Origin of the sequence: Streptomyces sp. NPDC005017, from assembly GCF_042873115.1 — a bacterium.
Classification (GTDB): Bacteria; Actinomycetota; Actinomycetes; order Streptomycetales; family Streptomycetaceae; genus Streptomyces.
In genome coordinates this window covers 41003-65228 of the sequence record NZ_JBIALD010000025.1, presented here as the reverse complement: position 1 = coordinate 65228, position 24226 = coordinate 41003, and the positions used below count along the sequence as shown (strand labels likewise).

At 74.0% G+C, this 24226-nt stretch carries 14 protein-coding genes; 9 read left to right on the top strand and 5 right to left on the bottom strand.

Annotated features, from left to right (window positions below):
* Positions 1–17: 17 nt before the first annotated feature.
* The 8 genes from ACFYR0_RS29960 (at position 18) to ACFYR0_RS29925 (ending at position 16682) form a co-directional block, all read left to right on the top strand.
* A complete protein-coding gene (locus tag ACFYR0_RS29960) occupies positions 18–1445 on the top strand; it encodes an acyltransferase domain-containing protein (protein WP_389334877.1) in 1428 nt (475 codons plus the stop codon).
* Entirely contained in the window at positions 1442–4696 is a 3255-nt protein-coding gene (locus ACFYR0_RS29955) for an SDR family oxidoreductase (protein WP_389334874.1), read from the top strand. Before ACFYR0_RS29960 ends, ACFYR0_RS29955 begins: the two co-directional genes overlap by 4 nt.
* A complete protein-coding gene (locus ACFYR0_RS29950; protein WP_389334871.1) occupies positions 4693–7512 on the top strand; it encodes an SDR family NAD(P)-dependent oxidoreductase in 2820 nt (939 codons plus the stop codon). The genes ACFYR0_RS29955 and ACFYR0_RS29950 overlap by 4 nt, the downstream gene beginning before the upstream one ends.
* The gene (locus tag ACFYR0_RS29945; RefSeq protein ID WP_389334868.1) at positions 7509–8930 is read left to right on the top strand and encodes a cytochrome P450; all 1422 of its coding nucleotides are present in this window, start codon (positions 7509–7511) and stop codon (positions 8928–8930) included. The genes ACFYR0_RS29950 and ACFYR0_RS29945 overlap by 4 nt, the downstream gene beginning before the upstream one ends.
* Positions 8927–11329: an SDR family NAD(P)-dependent oxidoreductase gene (locus tag ACFYR0_RS29940; RefSeq protein ID WP_389334865.1), complete on the top strand. Its 2403-nt coding sequence runs from the start codon at positions 8927–8929 to the stop codon at positions 11327–11329. Before ACFYR0_RS29945 ends, ACFYR0_RS29940 begins: the two co-directional genes overlap by 4 nt.
* 439 nt (positions 11330–11768) lie before the next feature.
* Positions 11769–15545, top strand: coding sequence for a CHAT domain-containing protein (locus ACFYR0_RS29935; RefSeq protein WP_389334862.1), 3777 nt, complete (start codon positions 11769–11771; stop codon positions 15543–15545).
* A gap of 31 nt (positions 15546–15576) precedes the next feature.
* Positions 15577–15954 (top strand): CATRA system-associated protein, encoded by a 378-nt coding sequence (locus ACFYR0_RS29930; protein WP_389334859.1) that lies wholly within the window; start codon positions 15577–15579, stop codon positions 15952–15954.
* 11 nt (positions 15955–15965) lie between these two features.
* Positions 15966–16682: a hypothetical protein gene (locus tag ACFYR0_RS29925; protein WP_389334857.1), complete on the top strand. Its 717-nt coding sequence runs from the start codon at positions 15966–15968 to the stop codon at positions 16680–16682.
* Between the two features lie 126 nt (positions 16683–16808).
* On the opposite strand, the gene ACFYR0_RS29920 is transcribed toward ACFYR0_RS29925, so the two are convergent.
* The 3 genes from ACFYR0_RS29920 to ACFYR0_RS29910 all read right to left on the bottom strand — a co-directional run bounded on the left by ACFYR0_RS29920 (position 16809) and on the right by ACFYR0_RS29910 (position 18305).
* Positions 16809–17195 (bottom strand): hypothetical protein, encoded by a 387-nt coding sequence (locus tag ACFYR0_RS29920; RefSeq protein ID WP_389334854.1) that lies wholly within the window; start codon positions 17193–17195, stop codon positions 16809–16811.
* Between the two features lie 187 nt (positions 17196–17382).
* The gene (locus ACFYR0_RS29915; protein WP_389334851.1) at positions 17383–17556 is read right to left on the bottom strand and encodes a hypothetical protein; all 174 of its coding nucleotides are present in this window, start codon (positions 17554–17556) and stop codon (positions 17383–17385) included.
* Positions 17557–17585: 29 nt separating this feature from the next.
* Positions 17586–18305: a hypothetical protein gene (locus ACFYR0_RS29910; RefSeq protein ID WP_389334848.1), complete on the bottom strand. Its 720-nt coding sequence runs from the start codon at positions 18303–18305 to the stop codon at positions 17586–17588.
* Between the two features lie 214 nt (positions 18306–18519).
* Here ACFYR0_RS29910 and ACFYR0_RS29905 point away from each other — a divergent pair, with 214 nt between their 5' ends.
* Entirely contained in the window at positions 18520–19470 is a 951-nt protein-coding gene (locus ACFYR0_RS29905) for a helix-turn-helix domain-containing protein (RefSeq protein WP_389334845.1), read from the top strand.
* Here ACFYR0_RS29905 and ACFYR0_RS29900 read toward each other — a convergent pair.
* Both ACFYR0_RS29900 and ACFYR0_RS29895 read right to left on the bottom strand, forming a co-directional pair.
* On the bottom strand, positions 19434–21818 hold the full coding sequence (locus ACFYR0_RS29900) for an ATP-binding protein (protein ID WP_389334843.1): 2385 nt from the start codon (positions 21816–21818) through the stop codon (positions 19434–19436). The two genes, ACFYR0_RS29905 and ACFYR0_RS29900, sit on opposite strands and share 37 nt — an antisense overlap.
* A gap of 248 nt (positions 21819–22066) precedes the next feature.
* On the bottom strand, positions 22067–24187 hold the full coding sequence (locus ACFYR0_RS29895; RefSeq protein WP_389334840.1) for a CATRA conflict system CASPASE/TPR repeat-associated protein: 2121 nt from the start codon (positions 24185–24187) through the stop codon (positions 22067–22069).
* Positions 24188–24226 lie beyond the last annotated feature (39 nt).

The following is a 24226-nucleotide window of genomic DNA, read 5'->3' as shown; positions in this document are numbered from 1 at the left end:
GTCCTCCCGTGAACCCCATGAACCGAAATCTGGACCTGACCGTCGCGCTGTTCCCCGGGCAGGGCGCCTACCGTGCCGGGGCCCTCGCGGGCCTGTGGGAGCGCGGCGTGAGCGCTGTGCGGGACACCTTCGAGGTGGTGGACGAGGTCGCCAAGGAGCGCCTCGGCAAGGAGGTGTCCTCCGTTCTGTTCCAGCCCTCACCGCCCAGCCCCGCCGTCCTCCTCCAGCAGTCCCCGGACACCCTTCAGCTGGCGATCTTCGCCACCTCGGTGGCCACCCACCGGCTGCTGACCGGGAACGGGGTGCGCCCCTCGCTCCACATGGGGCACAGCCTGGGCGAAGTGGCCGCGCTGGCCTGCGCGGGCGCCTACGACCTGGCCGACGCCACCGCCGTGCTGTGCGAGCGGATCTCCGTCGTTCGCGCCCACGACCGCCGGGGCGGCTCGATGCTCGCGCTGCGCTGCGGTCTCGAGCGGGCCGAACGGCTCGTGGCCCTGATCGACCACGCGAACCTGGTGGTGGCCGTCGACAACGCCGTCGACCAGACGGTCCTGTCGGGGCCCGCCGACGCGATCCACACCGCCGAGGCGATCGCCCGGCACCTCGGCATCACCACCGTCCCCCTGCGCTCCCCGCACCCCTTCCACAACCCTCTGCTGGCCGGTGCCCGGCGCGAACTCGCCAGCCGTATCGCCTCGTTCGAGCGCCACGAGCTCACCGTGCCGGTCTACTCGCCGATCCTCGGCCGCTTCTACCGGGACGGCGACGACCTCGCCGAGCTGCTCGCGCTGCACCTGGTCTCCCCGATCGCCTTCCGTACGTCCCTCACCTCGCTGCACGCGGCCGGCGCACGGGCCTTCGTCGAGATGGGCGCCGGACGGGTGCTGACGAGCCTGGCCGAGGCGGCACTGCCGGGTGCGCACACGGTGGCACCGCTGGCGGGGCACGACGACGAGGCCGGGCTCGCGGCGGCCGCGAAGGCGCTGCTCGATCCGCTGGGCGCGCCCGCGGCCGTCCGGTCGGTCGCGGCCCCTGCGGTGGTGCGGGAGCCGGTCCCGGCCCCCGCGGTGGTGCGGGAGCCGGGACCGGTCTCCGCTGTGGTGAGGGAGCCGGTCGCCCAGCCCGTCCAGGCCGCGCCCGGCACGGCGTCGGAGCCCGTCGACGTCGACCGCGACCAACTCGCGGGTCAGGTAAGGACGTTGTACGCCGAGGCGATGGAGTACCCGCACGAGGTCTTCACCGACGACGTCCTGCTGGAGGCCGACCTCGGCGTGGACTCCGTGAAGCAGACCGAGCTGCTGAGCCGGCTCGGCGACCGCTTCGGCCTCGGCGCCCCGCCGAGCGGACTGCGTGTGGCCGACTACGACACGTTCGGCAAGGTCGTCGACTTCGTGGCCGCCGGTGTCGCGGGCGGCGGCTTCGCCGAGGGCGAGGTCACCCGATGAGCGGCCGCGAGCCCGAACCCCGTCACGAGAGCGCCCGTCCGCCCGTACCGCACGACGAGTTCACCGGGCGCATCGCCCTGGTGACCGGCGGCGCCGGCAGCGTCGGCAGGGTGATCGTGGAACGCCTCGCCCGGCAGGGCGCCACCGTGCTCCTCAACTGCTTCCACTCCTACGACGCCGCCAAGGGCCTCGCCCGCACCCTCACCGGGCAGGGCCTGGACGTCAGGGTCGTCAGGGCCTCGGTCGCCAAGCCGGAGCAGGTCGAGCGGATGTTCGCCGAGATCGGCGAGGAGCACGGCCGCCTGGACATCCTGGTCAACAACGCCGCGGCCGGCTCCTTCGTACCGTTCGAGGAGATCACCGAGGAACTGCTCGACCGGACGTACGCCACGAACGTCAAGGGCCCGCTCTGGTGCGCCCGTTACGCCCGCCCCCTGCTCGCGCGGGCCACCCGCCGGGGCGGCGCCATCGTCAACCTCTCCTCCCTGGGGTCGGTCACCGCCCCCGCCAACTACCTTCCGGTCGGCATCTCCAAGGCGGCGCTGGAGTCGCTGACCCGCTACCTCGCCGCCGAGCTCGCCGAGGACGGCATCCGGGTCAACGCGGCGTCCTGCGGGCTGATCGACAACCCCGTGGGCCAGATGTTCCCGGCCTTCGAGGACGTCAGCGCCAACACCGTGGCGGCCACGCCGCTGGCCCGCCTCGGCAGCCCCGAGGACCTCGCCGAGGTCGTGGTGTTCCTGGCCTCGGAGCGCTCCGGCTGGGTCACCGGGCAGACGCTGCTGGCGGACGGCGGTCTCACGCTGCTGCGGTCGGCGATGTCGCCGAGCCCGTCTCCTGTACGGCAGGCGTCCGCGGAGGAGACGTCTGCCGAGGGGCGGACGGCGGAGGAGACCGGGCCGGGGACGGCAGCCGCACGGGCGACCGCGCCCGGGACACCGGCCGAGGGGACGGAGACCGCGGAGACCGGCGCGACGACGCCGGTCGTCGTGACGGCAGACGAGGCGCCGGAGACCCGGGCCGCGGCCGACGTGGCAGCCGGGACCGGAACCGGGCCGACGGCCGACGAGGCGGCCGGGACCGGGGCCGGGGCGACGGCCGACGAGGACGACCCCATCGCCATCGTCGGCATGGGCCTGGCCGTCCCCGGCGCCTCCTCCCCGGACGAGTTCTGGCGACTGCTGCTGGAGGGCCGCGAACTCTTCGTCGAGGCGCCCTCCGACCGCTGGGACATCGCACGCTTCCACGACGAGGACCGCGGCGCGCCGGACAAGACCTACCAGCGCCGCTCCGGCTTCATCACGTCCTTCGAGCCGCACGAACGGCTGCGCGCCGAGGGCCGGGCCACCGCCGGACTCGACCACACCACCCTGTGGCTGCGGCACAGCCTCCACCAGGCGCTGGAGGGCGTTCACCGCGCCCCTGACGCCCGCTTCTCCTTCTGTGTCGGCTACACGCCCGACGGCAGCCAGCACCTCGAAGAGGCCTTCGTGCTGCGGTCCGCGCTGGACACCCTGGCCGAGGACGGCGACGACGCGGTCGAGGGGCCGATCGGGCAGGCGCTGCGCGGCCGCTTCCACCGCGGCGACGACCCGACGGCCGGGTATCTCCCCTACCGGGTCGGGGAGGACGCCATGGCCGGCATCCTGCCCGACGGCACCCGGCTGCACATGGTCGACACCGCCTGCTCCTCCTCGCTCTACGCGATGGACATCGGCGTGCGTGACCTGCTGTCCGGGCAGAGCGACATCGCCGTGTGCGGTGGTTCGTTCGCCCTCGCGCCGAGCGGTTCGGTGCTGTTCGCCAAGCTCAACGGACTGTCCGCGGGCGGCGCCGTGCGTGCGCTGGACGCCGGGGCGGACGGTGCGCTGTTCTCCGACGGCGCCGGTCTCGTCGTGCTCAAGCGGCTGTCCCGGGCCCGTGCGGACGGCGACCGGGTCCTCGGGCTGCTGTCGGCGATAGGACTGTCCGCGGACGGACGGGGCAAGGCGATCTACGCTCCGGCACCCGCCGGGCAGGAGCTCGCCGTGGAACGCGCCCTGGAACGCGGCGGCCTTGACGCGTCGGACGTGGACTGGATCATCGCCCACGCCACCGGTACGCCGGCCGGCGACGAGGCCGAGTTCACCGGACTGCACGCCCGCTACGCCGGTGACCGGCCGATGTACGTCACCTCGAACAAGTCCCTGGTGGGACACAGCGGTTGGGCGGCAGGGGTGGTCTCCGTGATCCACGCGCTGCTCGCGCTGCGGCACGGCACGATCCCCGCCCAGTACCGCTTCGAGCGGCTGCCCGAGGCGCTCAGCGCGCTGTCGGGGGCGCTGAGGGTGCCGCAGGAACCGGTCGCCTGGCCGGCCCGGGCGGGCCGTACCCGCCGGGTGGCCGTCTCGGGCTTCGGGTTCGGCGGCACCAACGCCCATCTGATCCTCACCGAGGACCATCCCTCGGCCGCCCGGTCCGGCAGCCCGATCGCGCTGCCCGCGCCCGTCGACGACGAACTGGTCGTGGTCGGCTGGTCGTCCCGGCTGCCCGGCGACCCGGACGCGGCGGCGGTCGCCGCCTGGGCCGCGGGCGAAGGGCCGTCTCCCGAGGCGTCGTTCGGGACCGTCTACCCCGTGCCGCCGTTCCAGGAGCTGCGGATGCCGCCCCCGACGGCCCGCACCACGGACCGCTCGCAGCTGATGCTGGTCCGCTGTGTGCAGCAACTCGACGAACGGGTGAGGGAGTTCTGCCTGAACCGGCGGATGACCGCCGGAGTCGTCGTCGGACACACCGGCGCCACCCGCAACGCGCTGCTGTACAAGACCCGCGCCTATCTCGACGAGATCGCCCACGCGGTGGCGGGAGCCGAGGAGCCCGCCGTGACCTCGAAGTTCCTCCAGCGTCTGGAGGAACGGGCCACCGGTCTGATCGCCGCGCCCACCGAGGACTCGTTCCCGGGCGAGATGCCCAATGTGATCGCCGCCCGGCTGTGCAACTACTTCGACCTGCGCGGTCTGAGTCTCACCGTGGACGCCGGCGAGGCCTCGCTGCTGGAGGCCTTCGACGTCGCCGGGCTCTATCTCGGCTTCCGGGAGATCGACGTGGCGCTGGTCGCCGGTGTCAACGGCGCGGCGCTGCCCGGCTGGAACGACGCGGGCGGCCGCCCCGCAGCCGAGGGCGCGTTCCTCTTCGTGGTGACGCGCCGCTCACTCGCCGAAGAGGCCGGACTGCCCGTACTGGCCGTCATGGAAAGGAGCGCGGCCGCATGAACGCCACCCAGCGGAACACGACCCTGCTGGGCGCCGAGGGCGCCCGCGAGCTGATCGCCTTCCTGACCGGGGCGGACGGTGCGGCCGCCACGGCGGTCCTGGAACGTCCGGTGCGCCGGGGCGGCCCCGTACAGCGGCTCACCCTGCGCCGTCCCGGCCCGCCCCCGGTCGCCGCGGAGCCCGAGGAAATCGCAGAAACTGCGGAAACCGCGGAGTCCACCAGGTCCGCCGAGTCCGCAGAATCTGCCCCGGCCCAGCCGCACCTCCTGGACCGCCATGTCCTGCGGCTGGCCCCGGCGCCCGACCCCGGCCTCACCCGCCCGGCACCGGACCTGTTCCCGGCCGGCACCGCCGTCCTGACGAACACCGGCCACCACGTCGCCGGAGTGGAGACGCTTCCCCTCGACGCGACGCTCGAGGACGTCGTCGCACGGACCCGGCCCCGGCACATCCGTGTCCTGGTCGATCTGCACACCGAGCGGGCGGCACCCTCCGAGGCCCTGCTCGACCTGCACGACGCGATGTTCCGCACGGCGAAGGCATGCGTCGAGCGCGCGGAGCGCCCCGAGTCGTTCTCCGTGCTCGTGCTAGGCGGCGTCGACGACGCGCGGGTCCCGCACGCGTGCGCGGGCCTGTTCACGGGCTTCGCCAAGAGCCTGGCGCTGGAGTGGCCGGACACCTCGGTCCTGGCGGTCGTGCACGAGACACGCGACCTGGTCACGGCCGAGCCGGACGCGGCCCGCGAGCACGCGCTCCCGCAGATGCTGCCCGTCGTCTACCACGTGGGCGGCACCCGGCTGCTGTGGCAGGCCGTCACCGAGCCCGGTGAGCACGTCGAGCCGCAGGCCGTCACCGGACCCGGCGAGCGCGTCGAGCCGCGGACAGGCTCCCGCGACCGGGTGGTGGTCGCGGCCGGCGGCGCCCGCGGCATCGGCGCCGAGCTGCTGCTCGCCCTGGCCCGCCGCGACCGGCCCCGGCTGCACCTGATCGGTTCGACCGACGTCGACAGCGACGAGGCCGACGAGCGGCTGGAGCGCAAGGACTTCATCCGCGCCCGCACCACGGGCCCGGAGCGGCTCACCGTGCGTGAGGCCAACATGGCCTACGACCGGCTGGGTTCCGCCCGCGAGGTCCGCGCCACGATCGCCGCGCTGCGCGAGCTGTGCGGCGCCGACCGGGTCACGTACCACCGCTGCGATCTGCGTGACGCGGAGGACGTTCGGGCCACCGTACGGCGGATCACGGACGCGGAGAGCGGGGTCGACCTGCTGCTCAACATCGCCGGAACGAACCGGGCCGCCTCTGTCGAGCAGAAGCAGCTGAGGGACTTCCACACCGTCCGCGATCTGAAGGTCCGCTCCTACGCCCACCTCAAGGCGGCCTTCGGCGACCGGCAGCCGCGCCTGTGGTGCAACTTCGGTTCCTTCGTCGGCTTCACGGGCCAGACCGGCGAGACCGACTACGGCGCCGCGAACGACTACTTCAACACCGCCGCCCTGCACCATTCCGCGCACGGGGCAAGGGAGTTCACGCTCGGCTGGACGCTGTGGCGCGATGTCGGCCTGGGCGCCACCCCGCTGATGCGGACCTTCCTCGCCAAGAGCGCCCAGTTCACGGCGATGCCCACGGCCGAGGGCGTCGACCACTTCCTGCACGAGCTGGACCAGGCGGACCACGGACGGCACACGCCGGTGACGGTGTTCTTCGGCGACGCCGAACGCGCCGCGATCGAGGCGGCCGCACCGGGCTATCTGGACTTCTGCCGCGACCGGCCCGCGTCGCGGGCGAGTTCCCCGGTCCCCGCCACCCCCGCCCCCGCACTGCCCGAGTTCTACGTCGACGACATCGTGGACCGCGCCCCCGGCCGGCTCACCGTCGTACGCCGCTTCGGCCTCGACCGCGACGGCTATCTGAACGAACACGTCGTCAACGGTCACCCCACCCTGCCCGGCACGTTCGTCCCCGAACTCGCCGCCGAGGCCGCCATGCACCTGGTGCCCGGCCGCGTTCCGGTGGTCGTGGAGGACGTACGCCTGGAGTCGTTCCTGCGGGTCTACAAGGCCGACCGCGACGAGACCAAGAAGATCACCGCGCGGCTGCTGTCCGACGGGCCGCGGGAGTCGGTCGTCGCCGTCGAGGTGACCGGCGACGTCGTGGCGCCGGACGGGCGGGTGCTGGTGAAGGACCGCAGGCACTTCAGCGCACGTGTCCGCCTGCGCGACGAACCCGTGGCCGCGCCGCGATGGCAGCACTGGGACGACAACGGGGCCGAGCCCCTGTCCGATCCCTACCACGTGCCCAACCCCGCCGTGCTCCTCAGCGGTGTCTTCGTCTCCACGGCCGGCACCCGCACCCATCCGTCCGGCCGGCGCGCCCACTACGCGCCCGACCGGCCCGGCATCGACCGCTGGTTCTCCGGACTGGTCGTGCCGTCCGTGCTGCTGGACGGTCTGGCCCGTGTGTGCGTCCTGGACCGGACCGAACTCCCGGGGCACGGCGGCGACTGGACCCCGCTCGCCGTCCCGCGCACGATCCGCCGTATCGACCTGTACGGCGGCCACACCGACGCCTCGCTCGCCGCCGCCGGGACCCGCGTGGAGCTGTACTCGCTGCCCGCGCGCCTGGACCTGGAGAGCGGCGCGGCGAACCGGGCCGTGGCGGTCGATGCTGCCGGTCACGTGGTGCTCCAGATCAAGGACATGACCGGTGTGGTGCTCGGCCACATCAACCAGACCACCGGCGCCTACCGCGAGCGTCCGCGTGGCGCCGACCTCGCCCGACGGGCGTCGGCACAGGCCCAGGAGGCGACAGCGTGACGCGTCAGAGCACACCGAGGGGCAGTGACACGGACACCGCCCCGCGCTGCCCCGTGACCGGAGCCCTGGCGGGCGAGGCACCGCCGCCGGAGCCCGACGGACCGACCGGACTCCCGCTGGCCTGGCCGGTGGTCGGCTCCACGATCCTGTACGCCGCCGACCCGCCGGGCTTCGCCGTACGCGCCCAGCACGCCCACGGCACGGTGGTGAAGCTGCCGATGGTCCCGCACAACCCCACCGTGCAGGTGACCGATCCGGCGGCCGTCCGGCAGATCCTCCAGGGCAACGCGGACAACTACTGCCGAGGCGCCTACTACGAGGCCTTCCGCCTGTTCATGGGCCAGGGCCTGCTGACGCTCGACGACGCCGACTGGCGCGAGCACCGCAGGGTCGTCAACCCGGCCTTCACACCGGGCGCGATCGCCGCGCGTTCCGACGAAACCGACGCCGCCCTGCTGGAGTTGACCGCCCGCTGGACCGAACACGCCCGTACGGGACGCCCGTTCGACCTGTACGCGGAGTCGATGAGGCTGACCTGCCGGGTCATCGGTCACGCCCTGGTGGGCCGTGATCTCTCCCGGGACGGCGGTGAGTTCGCCGACGCGCTGAGCGTCGCGCTGGAGGCGATCTTCAAGGAGGTCGGCTCCCTGGAGAAGCTGGCGCCCTCCTTCGTCCCCACCCCCTACCGGCGCCGCGTACGGCGGGCCCGGCGCACCCTGGAACGGGTCATCGCCCAGGCCGCCCGGGACGCCGACGAGGGTTCGGGCGGTGAGGTCGCCGCCCTGATCCGGGACTCCGACCTGCCCGAGGACGCGTTCTGGTCCGACCTGGTGACCCTGATGCTCGCCGGAGTGGAGACCACCGCCCTCGCCCTGGCGTGGACGCTGTACGAGACCGCCCGCCATCCGGAGGTCCGCGACCGGCTGGAGGCGGAGACGGACCAGGTGTGCGGAGTGCGCCCGCCCACGTCCGCCGATCTCGACTCGCTGCCGTACACGGGCCGGGCCGTCGACGAGGCCCTGCGGCTGCATCCGCCGGTGTGGCAGTTCCCCCGGCAGACGATCGGCGACGACGTCCTCGCGGGCCGGCGCGTCCCCGCGGGTACACCGGTGCTGATCTCGGTGTACGCCGCCCACCGCAACCCCGGGCAGTGGCCCGACCCGGACTCCTTCGACCCGGACCGCTTCACGGCCGAGGCCTCCGCCGGACGCGACCGGAACGCCTACGTGCCCTTCGGCGGCGGGCGCCGCCAGTGCATCGGCAAGAGGATGGGGCTCGAACTCCTGCGTCAGGCGGTGGCCACGGTGCACGGCCGCTTCCGGCTCACGCTGGTCGACGAGACGCCCCGCAACGGCGCGTTCATCACCCTCTTCCCCAAGAACGGCATCCGGGTGACGGCAGAGGAGCGCCGCCGATGACCTCGACCGCGCTGCGCGGGAGCGCTGACCGGGACTGGCCGGCGCTGCGGCCGCATCTGTCCGCCTTCGACCCCGAGGCCTTCGTCCGCCCGGTGGGGCGGTTCGTCTGGGAGCCCGTCGAAGCACCGCGTCCGGCCCCCGCACCGACGCCCCTGGCCGGGCGCAGGCTGCTGCTGGTGGGCGGGGTGCGGGACCTGGCCGACGCGGTCGGCGCCGCCCTCGAGCGGCGCGGCGCCCGCGTCGTGACCCACACGCCCGGGAGCCTCCCGGGCGCCGACGGCTGGGACGGCATCGTCGATCTCAACGTGGTCGGCCGGACCTACGAGCTGGGCGACACGTCCTGGCGCCGGGCGCTCGCCGGCACCACCGAGGCCGTACGCGGCGCCTACGCGCGCTGGGCCGCCGAACACCGCTACGGCCATCACGTCTATGTGGCCGTCACCCATCTCGGCGGGCTCGGCGGCCACGGCGACGGACCGGTGCCGCAGCCGCTGAGCGGCATCTGGGCGGGGCTGGCCAAATGCCTGCCCCGTGAGCTGCCCGCCGCCGGGCTCGTCGTGGTCGACGTCGACCGTGCCGAACCCGAGGTGATCGCCGAGGCGGTCGCCCAGGAGTACGTACGACCGGAGGACTTCGAGGTCTGCTACCGCGCGGGGCGGCGCCATGTGCTCGCCGGTCGCCCCGCCCCGACCCCGCCGCCCGGCGGGGCGACGGCACCGCGGCCGGGCGACACGGTCCTCGTCACGGGCGGCGCCCGGGGCGTCGGCTTCGCGGCGGCCCGCGCCTTCGCCGAGACCTTCGGCTGCCGGGTCGTGGTCACCGGCCGGGGCGAGCGCCCACGGCCGGAGGGAGAACTCCTGCTGGGCGACGAGGAGTTCGCCCGCTGGCGTCGCGGGCGGCTCGCCACCGCCCGGACACCCGCCGCGCTGGCCGGCGTACGCCGCGAGGTGCGGCGCGCCGAGGACGACCGCGCCGTGCACCGCAACCTCGCGGGCGCGGCGGCCGACGGGCTGCGCGTCGACTATCTGCGCTGCGACTGCACCGACCCGGACCAGGTCGAGCGCGTCTTCGCCGCGCTGGGCGGGGGGCCGACCCACATCGTGCACAACGCCGGCATCGACGAACCGGCCCGCTTCGACCGCAAGTCGGCCGACGACGTCGTCCGCACCGTCGACGTGAAGGTCGCCGGCTTCGCCAATCTGGTCACGGCCGTCCTCGCACGGCCCGAACGCCGCGCCCGGCTGCGGCTGTTGAGCAACGTCGGCTCGCTGGCCGGCCGCATGGGCGGCATGGTGGGGCAGGTCGACTACGCGGCGGGGAACGAGGCGCTGGCCCGGCTCGGCTTCTGGGCCCGGGACGACCTCGGGCTGCCCGTGCAGACCCTGTGCTGGCCGACCTGGGAACGGCTCGGCGTCATCGCCAACTACGCGGCCGCCGTACGCTACGTCTCCACCCTCGACCCCGCCGAGGGCGCCCGGCTGTGGGCCGCCGAACTCGCCTCCGGCCACACCGGCGAGGCCGTCTTCCTCGGCCGGATCGGCGCCGTCCTCTCCCCCGGCCAGCTCCGCGGCTTCGGCACCCTCACCGGCCACCCCGACCTGCCGCGCCTGCACGCGCTGGACCACTATCTGGGCAGCGTCGAGCGGTACGAGATCTTCCGCACGCTGCGCACCTCGCTGTCGCTCGAAGCGCGTCGGCATCCGGTCCTGTCCGAGTTCCGGGTCGGCGGGGACCTCGCGGTCCCCGTCAGCGTCGTCCTCGAACACGCGGTGGCCGCGGGCGACTGGGTGGTGCCCGAAGGCTGGCCCCTCCTCCACCTGCGGGAGCTGCGCTCCCTGCGAGTCCGCCTCCCGCGGCTGCGGTTCACCGACGACGTACTCACCCTGCACCGCGAGGCGCGGGGGGTCCGGCGTGACGGCGACTGGTGCGTGGACGTCTCCGTCCGCGACGACACGGGCGAGGACGTCGCGTCACTGACCCTGGTCTACGGCGAGCAGCCGCTCGACGGTCTCCCGGACGCCGGCCCCTCGATCCGCGCACCACGAGCGGGCCGGCGGCACGGCGGCCATCTCGCCTGGGAGGGCGTGCTCTTCCCGGACGCCCCCGGCCTCCTCGACGGCGAGGGCCCGGTCCCCGCCGTCTACCCGGCCGATCTCTGGACCGTCCCCTTCCCGCCCTTCCCCACCATCGACCCGGCAGCCGTCGAGGCGCTCGTCCGCGCGGCCGACCAGCACTCCCCCAGGGCCACCCCGGGCACCCTGACCGCCCACCGCCTCACCGCGACACCCGGCGCCCAGCGCGTCGAGCATCTCGGCCACGACGACGAGTCGGACAGCTGGACGGGCACCCGCGACGACGTCCCGGTCCTTCTGGCGGAGGGCGTGGCGATCTCGGACTGACTCCCCCACCACCTCACGGATCGACGGCCAGGCCCGGGCCACGCCCGGGCCTGGCCGCCCGCAACCTCAGCTGTTCCGGAAGCCGCGCGCCGCGGCCACCGGTTCGGCGGGCAGGCCGGGGCCGGCGCAGGTGTCCTGAACGAACCACTGGCCTGGCGCGCATGAACGTGGAGGGGGGCGTTACCGCTACGTCGGACCGGCCGATCTGAAGGCGTCCGTCCGGGCGGCGGCCACCGGATCGGCTCGGCGGCCGACTTCGACGGCTGGGTCGCCGAGCGGTCGGCGGCGGACCTGGCCGAAGGAGCCGGTGGCCGCCGGGGAGGTCGGTCCGGTCCGGCCGGGCTTCGAGCCGTTCTGAACGCCTGGCGGCCGCGGGCGTTGTTTGCCGGAGAATTCCGGACCGGGGCCAAAGGGACGCGCGGCAAGGAAGACTGGCGGTGTGTCAGATCTACGAACGGCCGTGGACCGCACGCTGGAGCGTTGTGAGGCGGCGTGGACGCCGGACGTCGAACGGTGGTTGGCCCGCGCCGGAGAGGAACCGGAGAGCTGGCTGCCGTCGGCGGCCGGACTGCTGCGCGCCTCCTGGAACGAGGGCGGCCGTGACTGCGCGGTCGCGGCACTGGCGGTCATGGAGTACGCCCTCGACGTAGGGGCGCGCCAGGACGCGCGACGGCCTCGCTGGGTGCTGCATCTGTGGCTGGCCGAGCGCACGCTGGCGTTGCGCTTCGACGACCACCGGCTGTCGGACGACGTCCACCACTATCTCGCCGCCCAGACCCAGGGCCGGCCGGCGGACGATCCGGTGGCCGTCGCGGCGACGTATCCGGAGGAGCCCTCGCCGCGCCACTTCGAGCCGCCCCGGCCGTCGCATCCGCACGCCGCGCTGCTGGCCGAATCGCTGCCCGAGGACGACCTGGTCCGGCCCTGTCTGCTGACCAGGCTGGCCCAGACCGCGATCTTCCGCCTGGAGTCCGGCGACAGGTCCGTACTGGAGGACGCGGGGCGGTGGGCCGACGCGGCGTTCGCCGGGGTCTCGGCCGACCATGTGGAGGCCGGTGCCGTCAGCTGCACCGCGGTCCACGTGGCGCTGACACGCTTTCGCGACCGTCCGGCCGACGCGGCGGGCATCCGGCTGGCGCTGAAGGCAGGCCGCTCGGCGCTGCGGGCGGTCGAGCACGCCCGACGCCACGGCACCCGCGAGGTCGACGACGAGGCCGCCTCGGCCCATCTCATGTTCTCCCTCGCCCTCACCGCGTCCCTGCCGCGCAACCCGGACGAGGAAGTGGTCCACGAGGCCATCGCACAGCTGGAGGCGTACCGGGCCTGCGCGCCGCCCGACGACAACGGGATGTACGCCGGGAACATGCCCGCGCTGCTGGCCACGCGGGCCGTCTTCACCGGGTCGGCCGCCGACCTCCGGCGCTCGGACGAACTGTGGGCCGCGCTGCAGCGGGACCTGCCCCCGGAGCACCCCCTGCTGCCGCACGTCATCCAGAAGCGGACGATGTGCGCCAAGATGGAACAGCTGGTCAAGCGGTCGCCGTTCAATCTCACCCGGCTTCTCAAGCTGGCGCAGCCGTTCCTCGGACCGCTGCTGTGGGGGGTGCAGTTGCCGCCCATCCAGATGTATGTGCCGCCGGGGCGGCCCGGTGTGCGCTCCCCCGGTCCGGGCCCGGAGGACTTCGCCCCGTTCACAGGTGTCGCACGGCCCGCCACGGCGGACGCGCCGCCGCCTCGCGCCGGGCACGCCGCCGTCGCGTGGCCGCCCGCGCCGCCCGAGGACACCGGGCCGTCGGAGCCCGCGTCGAAGGAGGACCTCGAAGGCCTGCCGCCGGACGTCACCGCCGCGCGCGCCGCGCTGCTGGGCAACGGCGTCAGCGATCCGCGCCGACTGGCTCTCGCCGTGGACCAGTTGGAGGCCGTGCTGGCCGGGCCGCTGACCGACGGGCGGCGAGGCCACTTCGGCGGCGTCCTCGTGCAACTGCTGGTCGCGCGGTTCACCTTCAGCGAGGACCCGGAGGACCTGGAGCGCGCCGTACGCCGCGGCGACGAGCAGCTGGCCCTGCTCCCGCCCACCAGCGCGCGGTACGAGGAGCTGCTCTGCGCGGTCGAGACGCACCGGATCGCCCACGGGACACTGCACCAGGACATGCCGACGATCGCCCGTGCCTGCGACGGGCTGGCCTGGGCGGTGCGGCGGTTCCCGGAGATGTCCGCGAGCTGGCTGGGCTGCGTCATCCCCTACGCGCACGCCCTGGCACTGCTGTCCTGGATGCGCCGGGACGTGGCCGGGACCCAGGAGGCGGCACGGCTCACCGATCTCGCGGCGCGCGGCCTCGAAGCCCTGCCGGAGCGGCCGGAGTACTCGCCCGAGCTGGCCGAGCTGCGCGAGCTGCTCCGTCCCGCCCTGGCCACCGTCGCCGAGGGCGTCCGCCGTGCGCACGACGCCGTGACCTGGTACCGCCACGGCGACGAGGAACCCGTCTCGTGGGACCCGGCGGCCGACCGGGTGCTGCCGCCGCAGGCCCGGTTCGACAAGGCGCGCAACGCCCTCGGCGAGGCGGTGGAGCGCCACGACTGGGCCCTGGCGACGGACGCCGCCGAGGCCGCGCTCCAGGCGCTGCCGCTGATCGTGTCCCAGGCGCTGAACCGTGACGACCGCCAGGCCATGCTGCGCACCGCGCTGCTCGGCCGCCGCTATCCGGGACCGGCCGGCACCCGGCGCTCCACCGACCTCCCGGACCGGCTCGCCGGTACGAGCCTGGCCCGCACCGCGTGCGCCGTGGCGCTGGCCGCGGGCCGCACCGAGCAGGCCGCGGCGCTGCTGGAGCAGGGACGGGCGGTGCTGATGGGACAGGACATCCAGGTCCGCAGCGATGTCTCCGACCTGGCCGCCGTCCATCCCGGGACGGCGCGCGAGTTCACCACCCTGGCCCACCGGCTGCGGGAGGCGGAGACGCCGGTGGCGCCGGACGGCCTTGACCCGCGGTCGGCGGCGGGCGGCGACGGGCCGGGCGAGGCCGCGCGGATCCGCGAGCAGCACGCGGTGGCCGAGGAGTGGCAGCGGCTGCTGGCGCGGATCCGGGGACTGCACGGGTTCGAGCACTTCCTGCTGCCGCCGAGCGCCGAGCAGATGCGGCACGAGGCGAAGGAGGGGCCGATCGTGCTGATCAACATCGACCGGCTGCGCTCCGATGCCCTCGTGGTCACGACCGAGGGCATCCGCCTCGTTCCTCTCGACGTCACCGAGGGGCAGCTCGCGCACACCGCGCGGCGTTTCCTCGCGGCGGTCTCGGTGGGGGCCGGTGAGTCGCCCGCCCGTCGCAAAGAGGCCGCCGAGACGACCTTCGCCACCCTCGAATGGCTGTGGGACGCGATCGCGGAACCGGTTCTCACGGCGGCGGGTCTGACGCGGCCGCTCCCCGAGCGCGTCCCGCGCGAGGCGGTGCCCAGGCTGTGGTGGTCGGCGTCCGGTCCGTTGGCCCATCTGCCGCTGCACGCCGCCGGTCATCACCGGGCGGTCGCGCCGGGCGCCGGGCGCACGGTGCTGGACCGCGTCGCCTCCTCGTACACGCCCAGCATCAGGGCCCTGCGGCACGCCCGGCAGGCCCCGGCGCCGGGCGGGGGCGCCGGGCCCTTCCTGGCGGTTCGGCAGCCCACCGGTGCCGGCGGCCGGGACGGCGCGTCCGTGGCCGAGGTGGCGTCGATGGCCCGCACCCTGGGCGCGCTGCGTACCGTGCAGGGGCCGGACGCGACGGTCGAACGGGTTCTCGCCGAGCTGTCCTCGGCGGCCACCGTGCATTTCGCGTGTCACGGCCTCAGCGACGCCGAGGACCCCTCCAGGAGCCATCTGGTGCTGGCCGACGGCCCGCTCGGGGTGCTGGACGTGGCCCGCAGGCATCTGCCGAACGCCCAGCTCGCCGTCCTGCTGGCCTGTCACACGACGCGCACGGACCGCCTCCCCGACGAGGCCGTCCATCTGGCGTCGGCGTTCCAGACGGCCGGATATCCGCAGGTGGTGGGCGCGCTGTGGGAAGCGACGGATCTGGTGTCGGTGCGGCTGACGCGACGTCTGTACCGCTCTCTGCGCACGTACGGCACGGGACTGGACGTCACCGACACCGCGCGGGCCGTGCACGAGATCGTCCGTGCGCTGCGGACACGGCACTCCGACGCACCGCGCGTCTGGGCGCCGTACGTCCACACCGGGCGCTGACGGAAGACGAGCCTGACGAAAGGACGACGGTGTGAGCACATCGGACAACGCGGCCGTGATCGACCCCGAGACGGCCGAGGCGGCGCGTCTGGCGCTGGGGCTGATGCTGGAGGAGTGGCGGCTGCCGCGGCGGAGTTGGGAGGTGGAGGTCGCCGACCTGCTCGACAGGCTGTCGGCGGCCGTCTCCGCCGGGGACGCGGCGGCGCTGGACACGCTGACCGTCGAGCTGGACGAGCTGTCGGACAGCCGAGTCGCCCGGATCGAGGGCCCCCAGGACGCGCCGCCGCCGCAGGACGCCAAGGTGCCGTTGCCGGAGCCGTACCGCGAGCGCGTGGTCGCCCTCGTCCACGCGCTCGACCCGGACTCCCCGCCCGGCGGCCCGCTGCCCGGCCGGGCCGGGCAGAACTGACGGGCGACGCGATGCTGTCGCTGCTCGCCAATGTCGCGATCGGTCTGCTGACCAGCCTGGTCGGGCTCGGGCTGGGCTCGTTGTGGGAGCGGGGACGGCGGAGAAGGGCGCTGTACCGCAAGGCCGCCTTCTTCGGCACCCGGCCGGGTGAGCACTGTGTGATCGTCGTCGGCACCAAGCACGGGCAGCCGGGGACGACCCAGCAGCGGGATCTGCGGGCGGTCGTCGAACTGACCGTGCTCCTGAGCGAACTGGGCTGCCGGGTCAGTGTGGAGTCGGGCGACCTGCGCGGCAGCAACGGCGACCGGGCCGAGTTCTGCGTCGGCGGGCCGATCGGCGGCTCCAATCCGCGCACCGGCGGCCATCTCACCGCCCATCTGCCCGGGTTGACGATCACACCGTTCAGCGACCGCCCCGACTCGGTGGCGATCGTGGTCGGCGGGGAGAGCTACTACTTCGACCGGGGGCGTCAGGAGTACGCGGTGGTCGCCAAGTTCACCCCGCCGGAGTCGAGCCGGCCGGTGCTGCTGGTGTGCGGCCAGAGTTCGGTGGCGAACCAGGCGGCGGTCCACTTCCTGCGGCGCGAGTACGCGCGCGTGGCGACGTCGGTGACCTCGCTGGACCGCTACTGCCTGCTGGTGAAGGTCTCCCACATAGACGTCTACTCGTTCCACCGGTCGGAGCTGGCGAGGGACGTGTCGGTGGAGGCGTTCGCGACGGCCGGCTGAGCGCCTGGGCGCGGGAGCACCCGCCCCCCGCGCCCGGACATGACGGGAGCACCCGGCCCCCCGCGCCGGGTGCTCCTGGTGCCCCCGGCCCTACGGACGGCCGAAGTGGGGGCCGAGGGGGGCCGCTCAGATCCCGGAGTACTTGAGGGCCGGGTCGAGCACCGTCAGCGTCTCGATGTACCGCCGGATCTTGCGGTTGGCCTTGATGCCGAAGGAGCCGAGGTTACGGCCGACGCCGAGCAGGATCTCCCGGTGGTCGCCCCGGTTCCACATGTACATGTGCACCGCGGACTTCTGGATCTCGGCTCCCCGGCCGCCGAGCAACGCCATCACGGCGAAGTCGGGCAGGTCCTCGGCCACGCTGTCGAACACCGAGCCGCTGGGCTGCTCGAAGGTGGTGCCCGCGCCCGTGATGTTCTCGTTCCACCAGCTCACCCGCATCGCCTGACGGAAGACGTCGGCCGCCTCCGCCATCGACAACTGGGTCCTTATCTCCACCGGTGACTTGGCCATGCGTTGCGCTCCCTGCTAGGTGTGTCCGCGCAGTTCGTCGTCCCTGCGCCGCTTGCTCTGATCGCTGCTCTTGTCGCGCCGGGGCCCTGGTCGGGCCGGGGTGCCGGATCGCTGCACTCGTCGCGTCGGGGCGGGTGACCCCTGCCCGGCGTCGCGTCGGGGCGGGTGGCCCCCTGCCCGGCTCGCCCTACTTGTCCTCGAAGACCTTCTCGCTGAACCGGTAGCGCTGACCGCTGTCGATCCAGTTCCTGCAGGCGGGGTTGCGGCACTCGTAGGCGACCCACGAGCCCATCGGCTGTCGCTGTTCGCTCTTGACGCTCATGCGCTGTCGGCAGATCTGGCAGCTGCGGCCCTTGGCCATGTCTCTTCTCTCCTGGGGAGTCGGTGGTCTCAGAAACGGGACGGAGGCAGGGGAACGAAGGGAAGGAGTTCCTCGGCGACCCAGTGGACGGGGGTCTGGAACGCCTCCCCGATCCGGATGTAGAGGTCGTACAGCGTGTCCGCCGTCACCCAGCCGAAGCGGCCCCGCGTGGGGTCGGTGTCGCTGGTCGGCGCGTCGACGACGGCCACGAAACGGCCGTCAGGCGTGGCGGCCGCGTAGACGACGTTGGAGTCCGGGGCGCCGGTGATCCGGGCGATCCGGCGCAGCTCGTCCGGTGCCAGGGGCGCGATCCGCGCCTCCCCCGGAGCCGGCCGCGGCCGACCCAGGAGCCAGGGCTCGGAGCGGTTCTCCTGCCAGAACCGCCAGTCGTCGGCGGACAGCCTGCCGCTGGGCACCCCGTTCGCCCGGAAGAACTCCAGCGCGGCCATCCGTACGGCGTCGTAGGCCGGGCTGCCGAAGTCGGAGCCGACCAGGTTCCACACCGTGCGGGCGGCGCCGAAGAGGGCGAAGCCTCCGGCGGGCAGTACGGCGTCCGCGAGCGCGCGGGCGAAGCCCTCCGGGTCCGACTGCGCGAACGGCAGGAACGGGGCCTGGAGTTCGGCCCAGACGTCCGAGGCGTCGATGTCGGTGCCGACGGGGTCGAACTCGAAGCGGCCGAACCGCTCCATACGCGCCACCACATCGGCCGGCAGCCGTGTGGCGCGAGGCGTCCGGGGGAACAAAGCCATGGTCTTCTCCTGGCACAAGAGCAGGAACCGGCCGATGCGGGCGCACCGGAGCCGGGCGCAACCTGTGTAACAAGGGACGGAGTCCGGCCTCAACGGTTCTCCGGCGAACCGGACCATCTCCGGAAAACGGGACCGGGACGCGGCGTCGGCCGTGTGCGAGACTCGGCGGCGACTTCGGCGGCAAAGACGCTGTCGAGAAGGGGAGTTGAGCACGATGGGGCGTCCGCAGAAGGAGATCGTCCTGGACGGGTCGCCGACCCGGCTCTTCGCGTACTGGCTTCGGGACCTGCGCGGATCGGCCGGCTTCACACTGGTCCAGCTGGCCCGCCGCACCGGGTTCGGCAAGACGACGGTGAGCGACGCCATGCGCGGCGAGAGCCATCCCAGCCGTCCGGTCACGCTGGCGATCGTCCGGGCGTGCGGGGGCGACGTACCGCGGTGGGGGGTGTTCTGGTCGCAGGTGCGCCGGGCCCTGGACCCCGACTGCCCGGACGGCCCGGCCGAGATCACCCCGCCGCCGTGGGAGGACGCGGTGGGCCGGGCGGGCGGTGTGCACGCCGAGCACTGCCCGGCGGACTGCGGGCGCACCGAACCGCACGGCTGGTACACGGAGTCCGTGTCCACGCTGCTGCGGCTGGACACCCCCACGCCCGAGGCGCTGGAGCGCAGGGTCGTGGTCGCCACCTGCGACGGTCTGGCCCGGATCCCGGTCGGCGTCAGCGTGCCCCGGCGCGCGGGTGACACCACGCCCGCGCACGGGCTGGAGACGTCCGTCGTCCGGGGCGGACGGCTGGAGGACGAGGGGCCGCAGTACGAGAGCTACTTCGAACGCGTGCTCGTGCTGCCGGCGCCGCTGAGGGCCGGCACGCGGCATGTGTACGAGGTGCGGCTGCGGATTCCGCCGGCCCAGCCGATGGCGCCGCACTTCGTGCACGTTCCGCTGACCCGTAGTGAGCACTTCCGGCTGCGGGTCCGCTTCGACCGGGCGAGGCCGCCGCGCGCGGTGTGGCGGCTGGCGGGGGTGCCGACGGCCGTCATCTACGAGCGGAACCCCGGCGCACCGGTCCTGCGCCCGGATGAACGGGGCCTGGTGGAGGCCGAGTTCAGGGCGATGAAGGTGGGTTACGGTTACGGGCTGTGCTGGCGGGAGCCGGACGCGGGATAGTCCTCAGCGGTGCGCAGTCTGGCGCGGACCTGCTCGGCGTCGGGATGGTGCAGTTCCTCGAACAGGCCGAGTGCCTCCTGTCGGAGGGCGGTCGCCTCCTTGTCCCGGCCGAGTTCCGCGTGGGCGTCCGCGAGGTGGTCCAGGGCGTGGGCCTCGCGGTAGCGGTCGCCGAGGGCGCGGTCGAGGTCGAGGGAGAGCTCGTAGTGGCCGATCGCGGCGTCGGGCCGGCCGAGGCCCTGTTCGGCGCGGCCCATGCCGATCAGGATGCCGGCCTGCCCGTCGAGGTGGCCGAGCCGGGTGTAGAGGTCCAGGGCGCGGCGCGCGTGGCCGAGGGCGACCGTGTGTTCGCCGAGGCGTTCCCACTGCTGTGCCACGGAGGTGAGGCCGTCGGCGAGGGCGAGGAGGTCTCCGGTGCGCTCCGCCATGGCGAGGGCGAGCCGGGCGTGGGGCAGTGCCCGGCGGGGGTCGCCGCGGGAGGCGTGGACCCGGACCAGGGAGAGGCGTGCCTCCCTGACGCCCTCGTCGTCGCGCAGGCGGCGGCAGGTGCGCAGGGCTTCGTACAGCAGGTCGAGCGCTTCCTCGGTGCGGTGCAGCCGCGAGAGGGCGTCGGCGAGCCGCCGGGTGGCGGTGGCGCGTGCGGCGTCGTCCGAGGCCCGGTCCGCGGCGTCACGGGCCAGGGCGTGCACGGCGGCCCGCTGCGCGCGGCGGCCGGAACGGCGCAGATGGACGGCGCAGGCGTCGGCCAGCCGCCAGGCGTACGGTTCCAGGCCCGGTGTCGCGGCCGCCTGGGCGATGACGGCCTGGAGCGAGGGCAGTTCCGCCTCGAACCAGCCGGTCGCGCCGGCGCGGTCGTCGATCGGCGGCTGTCCGGCGGCGGGCCCCGGTGTCTCGCCGGTCGTCGGACGCCAGGGTTCGAGGTGGTGGTCGGCCAGGCGCGCGGTGTCCAGGTAGTGCCGCAGCATCCGTTCGGTGGCGTCCCGGCGCTCCTCGGGCGGGCCGCTGTCGAGGAGTTCCACGGCGTAGAGCCGGAGCAGGTCGTGCAGGGTGTAGCGGCCGGGGGTGTGCTCGCGGACGAGGTAGGCGGCGGTGAGGCTGTCCAGGAGCATGGTGGGCGGGTCGGGGGCGCCGATGAGGCCCGCGCAGGCCATGGCGTCGATCTCGGGTCCGGGGTGGCAGCCCAGGAGCCGGAAGAGACGGGCGGCGGGCGGCGGGAGCAGCGCGTACGAACCGTGGAAGACGGTCCGCAGGTCGTCGTCCGCGTCCTGGGTGCCGAACAGCTCCAACGGCCTTCGGTTGCGGCGCAGTTCGCGGACGAGCGCGCCGACCGAGCCCGGGGGTGCGGCGGCGGTGCGGGCGGCGGCGACGCTGAGGGCGAGCGGCAGCCGGGCGCACAGGTCGACGAGTTCGTCGGCCTCGCGCGGTTCCAGGGCGACCCGCTCGGCGCCCGTCTGCCGTTCCAGGAGGGTGCGGGCGGCGTAGCGGGGCAGTACGTCGAGGGCGATGCGCAGGGCGCCTTCGCGTACGACCAGGCCGTCGAGACGGTTGCGGCTGGTGACGACGGCGACGGAGCCGGAGTCGCCGGGCAGGAGCGGCCGTACCTGGTCGGTGGAGCGGGCGTTGTCCAGCACCATGAGCACACGGCGCCCGGCCAGCAGGGTGCGCAGCAGCCCGGAGGCGACGGCGGTGTCGGTCGGCACGGCGGCAGGGGTGACGCCGAGGGCCTGGAGGAAGCCGTGCAGTGCCTCGCCCGGGTCGACGACCGCCTCGCCGCCGTAGCCTCGGAGATCGACGTAGAACTGGCCGTCCGGGAAGTGGGTTTGCGCGCGGTGGGCCCAGTGCAGGGCGAGCGCGGTCTTGCCGACGCCGCCGGTGCCCTCGACGACGGCCACGCGGGCACCGCCGGTGACGCGGCCGTCGGGCGGGCTCCGTAACGCGTCCATTCGGGCGAGTTCGGCGTCGCGGCCGACGAACACCGGGTGGCTCAGGGGCAGTTGCCGCGGGGTGGGGGCGGCCGGGGTCCGGGCTGCCTGGGCGCGGGCGGCGGTGGGGCGCAGTCGCCGGGCGGCGTCGGCCTCGTCCCGCAGGGTGGCCAGCCGGCCGGCCTCCGCGCCGGGGACGCCCAGCGCGTCCAGGAGTGCGTCGAAGACGACGCCGCCGGGCAGGGTGGTGCCGTTGAGGTAGGCGTACAGGCTGCTGGTGGAGACGTTGAGGCGTCCGGCGAGTTCGCGCCGGTCCAGTGTTCTGCCGGAGCGCTTCTCGGCCTGGAGGACGGCACGCGTCAGTTCGACCGCGAGTCGCTGTGCCGGTGCCGCCGCGTCCTCGTCGGGTGGCCAGGGGGCTTCGTTCACCGCCGTTCCTCCGCGCAGGGTTCCACGGCTCCGCTCCGCGCGGATCCAGACGTTTCCAGTGTGCTCCAGAGCGGCGGGCGCCCGGACCGATCCGCGTGTTTGCCTGCGGTTTCCACGCCGAGGGGATATCGGCCCTCGGCCTGCCGCAGGAGGACGACAGCCGTGCAGACCCACTGAACACCGTACCGCGCCCGCCCCGGCCCTCCATGTCCGCCGACAGGACGTGGAGGGCCGATCCGTGCCCGTGGTCAGCCGGCCGTGCCGGGGCGGACACAGCCGAGTACGGTGGCGGCGGCCGTGGCCCAGGTGTAGCGGGCGGCCATGGCGTCGCGGAGTTCGGCGGCGTCACGGAAGGCGGCCTCGGGGTTGCGCACGACGGCGTGGACGGCCCGCGCCCAGGTCTGGACGTCGGCCTTGCGGGAGCCTCGCGCGCCTTCCACGTCGACCACGGCCCGGTCGGCGACCGGCAGCTTCTGGGCGCGCAGCAGCATGCCCAGTCCGCTGCGGCCGCTGACCAGCACGGGCACTCCCGCGGCGATCGCCTCCGCGCCCGCCAGACCGAACGCCTCCGCGCGGGAGGGCATGAGGACCAGAGTGGCGCGGGCCAGGTCGTTCCTGATCCGCCGGGGATCGGCGGAGTAGCTGCGGGGCACGACGTCGACGGCGGAGTTGCCCACCCACTTCCTGACCTGAGCCGCCAGCGCGTCGGCCTCACCGACGGGCACCCCGCGTACGAACAGATGCCACGAGCCGGGACCCGCCGCGTGGGGAGCCGCCTTGCCCACCGCGCGGGCGGCGATGTCCAGCCCCTTCAGATCGGCGTCGTCGAGCCGGCCCAGCAGCAGGATCTGCGGGATCTCCCCCGGTCGCGGCGGAGTCGCCGACGGCCCGCCGTCGAAGCCCGGGTCGATGCGGACGGGTGCGGCCAGGTCCTCGTACTCGGGGGTGCGAAGGTGGGGCCACAGCGCCCGCTCCAGCCGGTGGCCGACCGGCATCGGGTGCAGCGCACCGCGGCAGAGCCCGAGTTCCAGATCCGTGCGCTCCTCCGAGCGGACGGCCAGGTCCCCCTCGGCGTGCGGTTTGTGGGCCTCCGCCTGGTCCGGCTCGACGTGCAGGAAGTGCAGGCGCGCGGCGTTCTTGTAGTAGCGCTCGACGAGCACCTTGGCCGCCGGTCCGGTGACCCTGCCGTGGCCGATGACGAGATCGGGCACGAACCCGTCGGCGAACACCGGAGGTACCGACAGCGCCGCCTCCCTGGTGAGTCCCAGCTGGGCGACGCCGACGAGCCGCACCTCGCATCTCGCCGCGTCGGCCCGCTCCTCATCGCCGGCGGTCTCGACCATGACACGGACGTCCGCGCCCTGCCCGGCGAGCGCGGTGCACAGCTTGCTGTTGAACGAGCTCAGCCCCCCGCGCGCCGGGAACCACTCGTCGGCGACGACCAGCACCCTCACCGGCCGGCCCGGCTCGAACCGCGGATCGCCCACGCCGGACTGCTTCAGCTGGCTGAGGATGTGGTTGAGCCACCACAGAAACGACTCGGTGAAGCGCCGGTCGTGCTCCGCCACGGCCCCGCCGTCGAGACCCGAGGCCGCGAGGGCCGTACACGCGTTCTCCCAGTTGCCGTCCACCGCGTCATGGAAGTAGTGGGCCTCGGCGGTCGAGGGCAGTTCGCGGTCCGTGACAGCGCCGTGCGCCCGCACGACGGCCAGCGGTCCCGTCGATCCCGCGGCCCTGGCTTCCGCCAGCCGGCGATACGCCCTGTGCTGGTGACGGATCGCCGTCACATGCATCAAGTAGCGGACGAAGTACGGCATCTCCGGGTTGCCCGCGTCGGACCACGCGCAGGCGCTGAGCCGACGCTCCGCACCGGCCCCGGCGAGCAGCCGCACCAGCCGTCGCGGGTCCGCGTCGCCGCCGCGTTCCGGTTCCAGCACGTCCACGCCGTCCGGTGCGCCCAGCGCCGCTATGCCCAACTCGATGGTCACCGAGCCCAGATGGCTTTCCCCGAGCGGACCGGTGATCGTCTCCAGCCGCTGGCGCAACCCGGACCACTCCCGGTCCGGACCCGCGCCGAGCAGGACCGACAGATTGAGGATCTCCCGTTGTCGGCGCAGGATCGCCTGGTCGAGCCGGTCGGCGGACTGCACGCCCGCCACCGCGACCGAGCCGTGCTCCGACGGACCGGGCAGCAGATCCGGCACCAGGACGGGCAGCGCGGAGTACAACTCCGTGTCCGCGTGCTGGAGTTCACGGAAACGCCGCCATATCTCCCGCACCGAGGACAGCCCTTCCTCGACACGTGTGCCGTCCAGCGGGACGAAGAGGTGGACCGCGACCTCCTGCTCGGTGACCTGACCGTCAGTCACCTCGTATCCCGTCACTTCTCGCTCGGGCACGTGCCGGTA

Bases quoted from the DNA above. Each gene is read 5' to 3' on its own strand.
- ACFYR0_RS29955 (WP_389334874.1), top strand. From the start codon at position 1,442: ATGAGCGGCCGCGAGCCCGAACCCCGTCACGAGAGCGCCCGTCCGCCC.
- ACFYR0_RS29910 (WP_389334848.1), bottom strand. From the start codon at position 18,305: ATGGCTTTGTTCCCCCGGACGCCTCGCGCCACACGGCTGCCGGCCGAT.
- ACFYR0_RS29905 (WP_389334845.1), top strand. From the start codon at position 18,520: ATGGGGCGTCCGCAGAAGGAGATCGTCCTGGACGGGTCGCCGACCCGG.
- ACFYR0_RS29925 (WP_389334857.1), top strand. From the start codon at position 15,966: ATGCTGTCGCTGCTCGCCAATGTCGCGATCGGTCTGCTGACCAGCCTG.
- ACFYR0_RS29960 (WP_389334877.1), top strand. From the start codon at position 18: ATGAACCGAAATCTGGACCTGACCGTCGCGCTGTTCCCCGGGCAGGGC.
- ACFYR0_RS29940 (WP_389334865.1), top strand. From the start codon at position 8,927: ATGACCTCGACCGCGCTGCGCGGGAGCGCTGACCGGGACTGGCCGGCG.
- ACFYR0_RS29920 (WP_389334854.1), bottom strand. From the start codon at position 17,195: ATGGCCAAGTCACCGGTGGAGATAAGGACCCAGTTGTCGATGGCGGAG.
- ACFYR0_RS29915 (WP_389334851.1), bottom strand. From the start codon at position 17,556: ATGGCCAAGGGCCGCAGCTGCCAGATCTGCCGACAGCGCATGAGCGTC.
- ACFYR0_RS29950 (WP_389334871.1), top strand. From the start codon at position 4,693: ATGAACGCCACCCAGCGGAACACGACCCTGCTGGGCGCCGAGGGCGCC.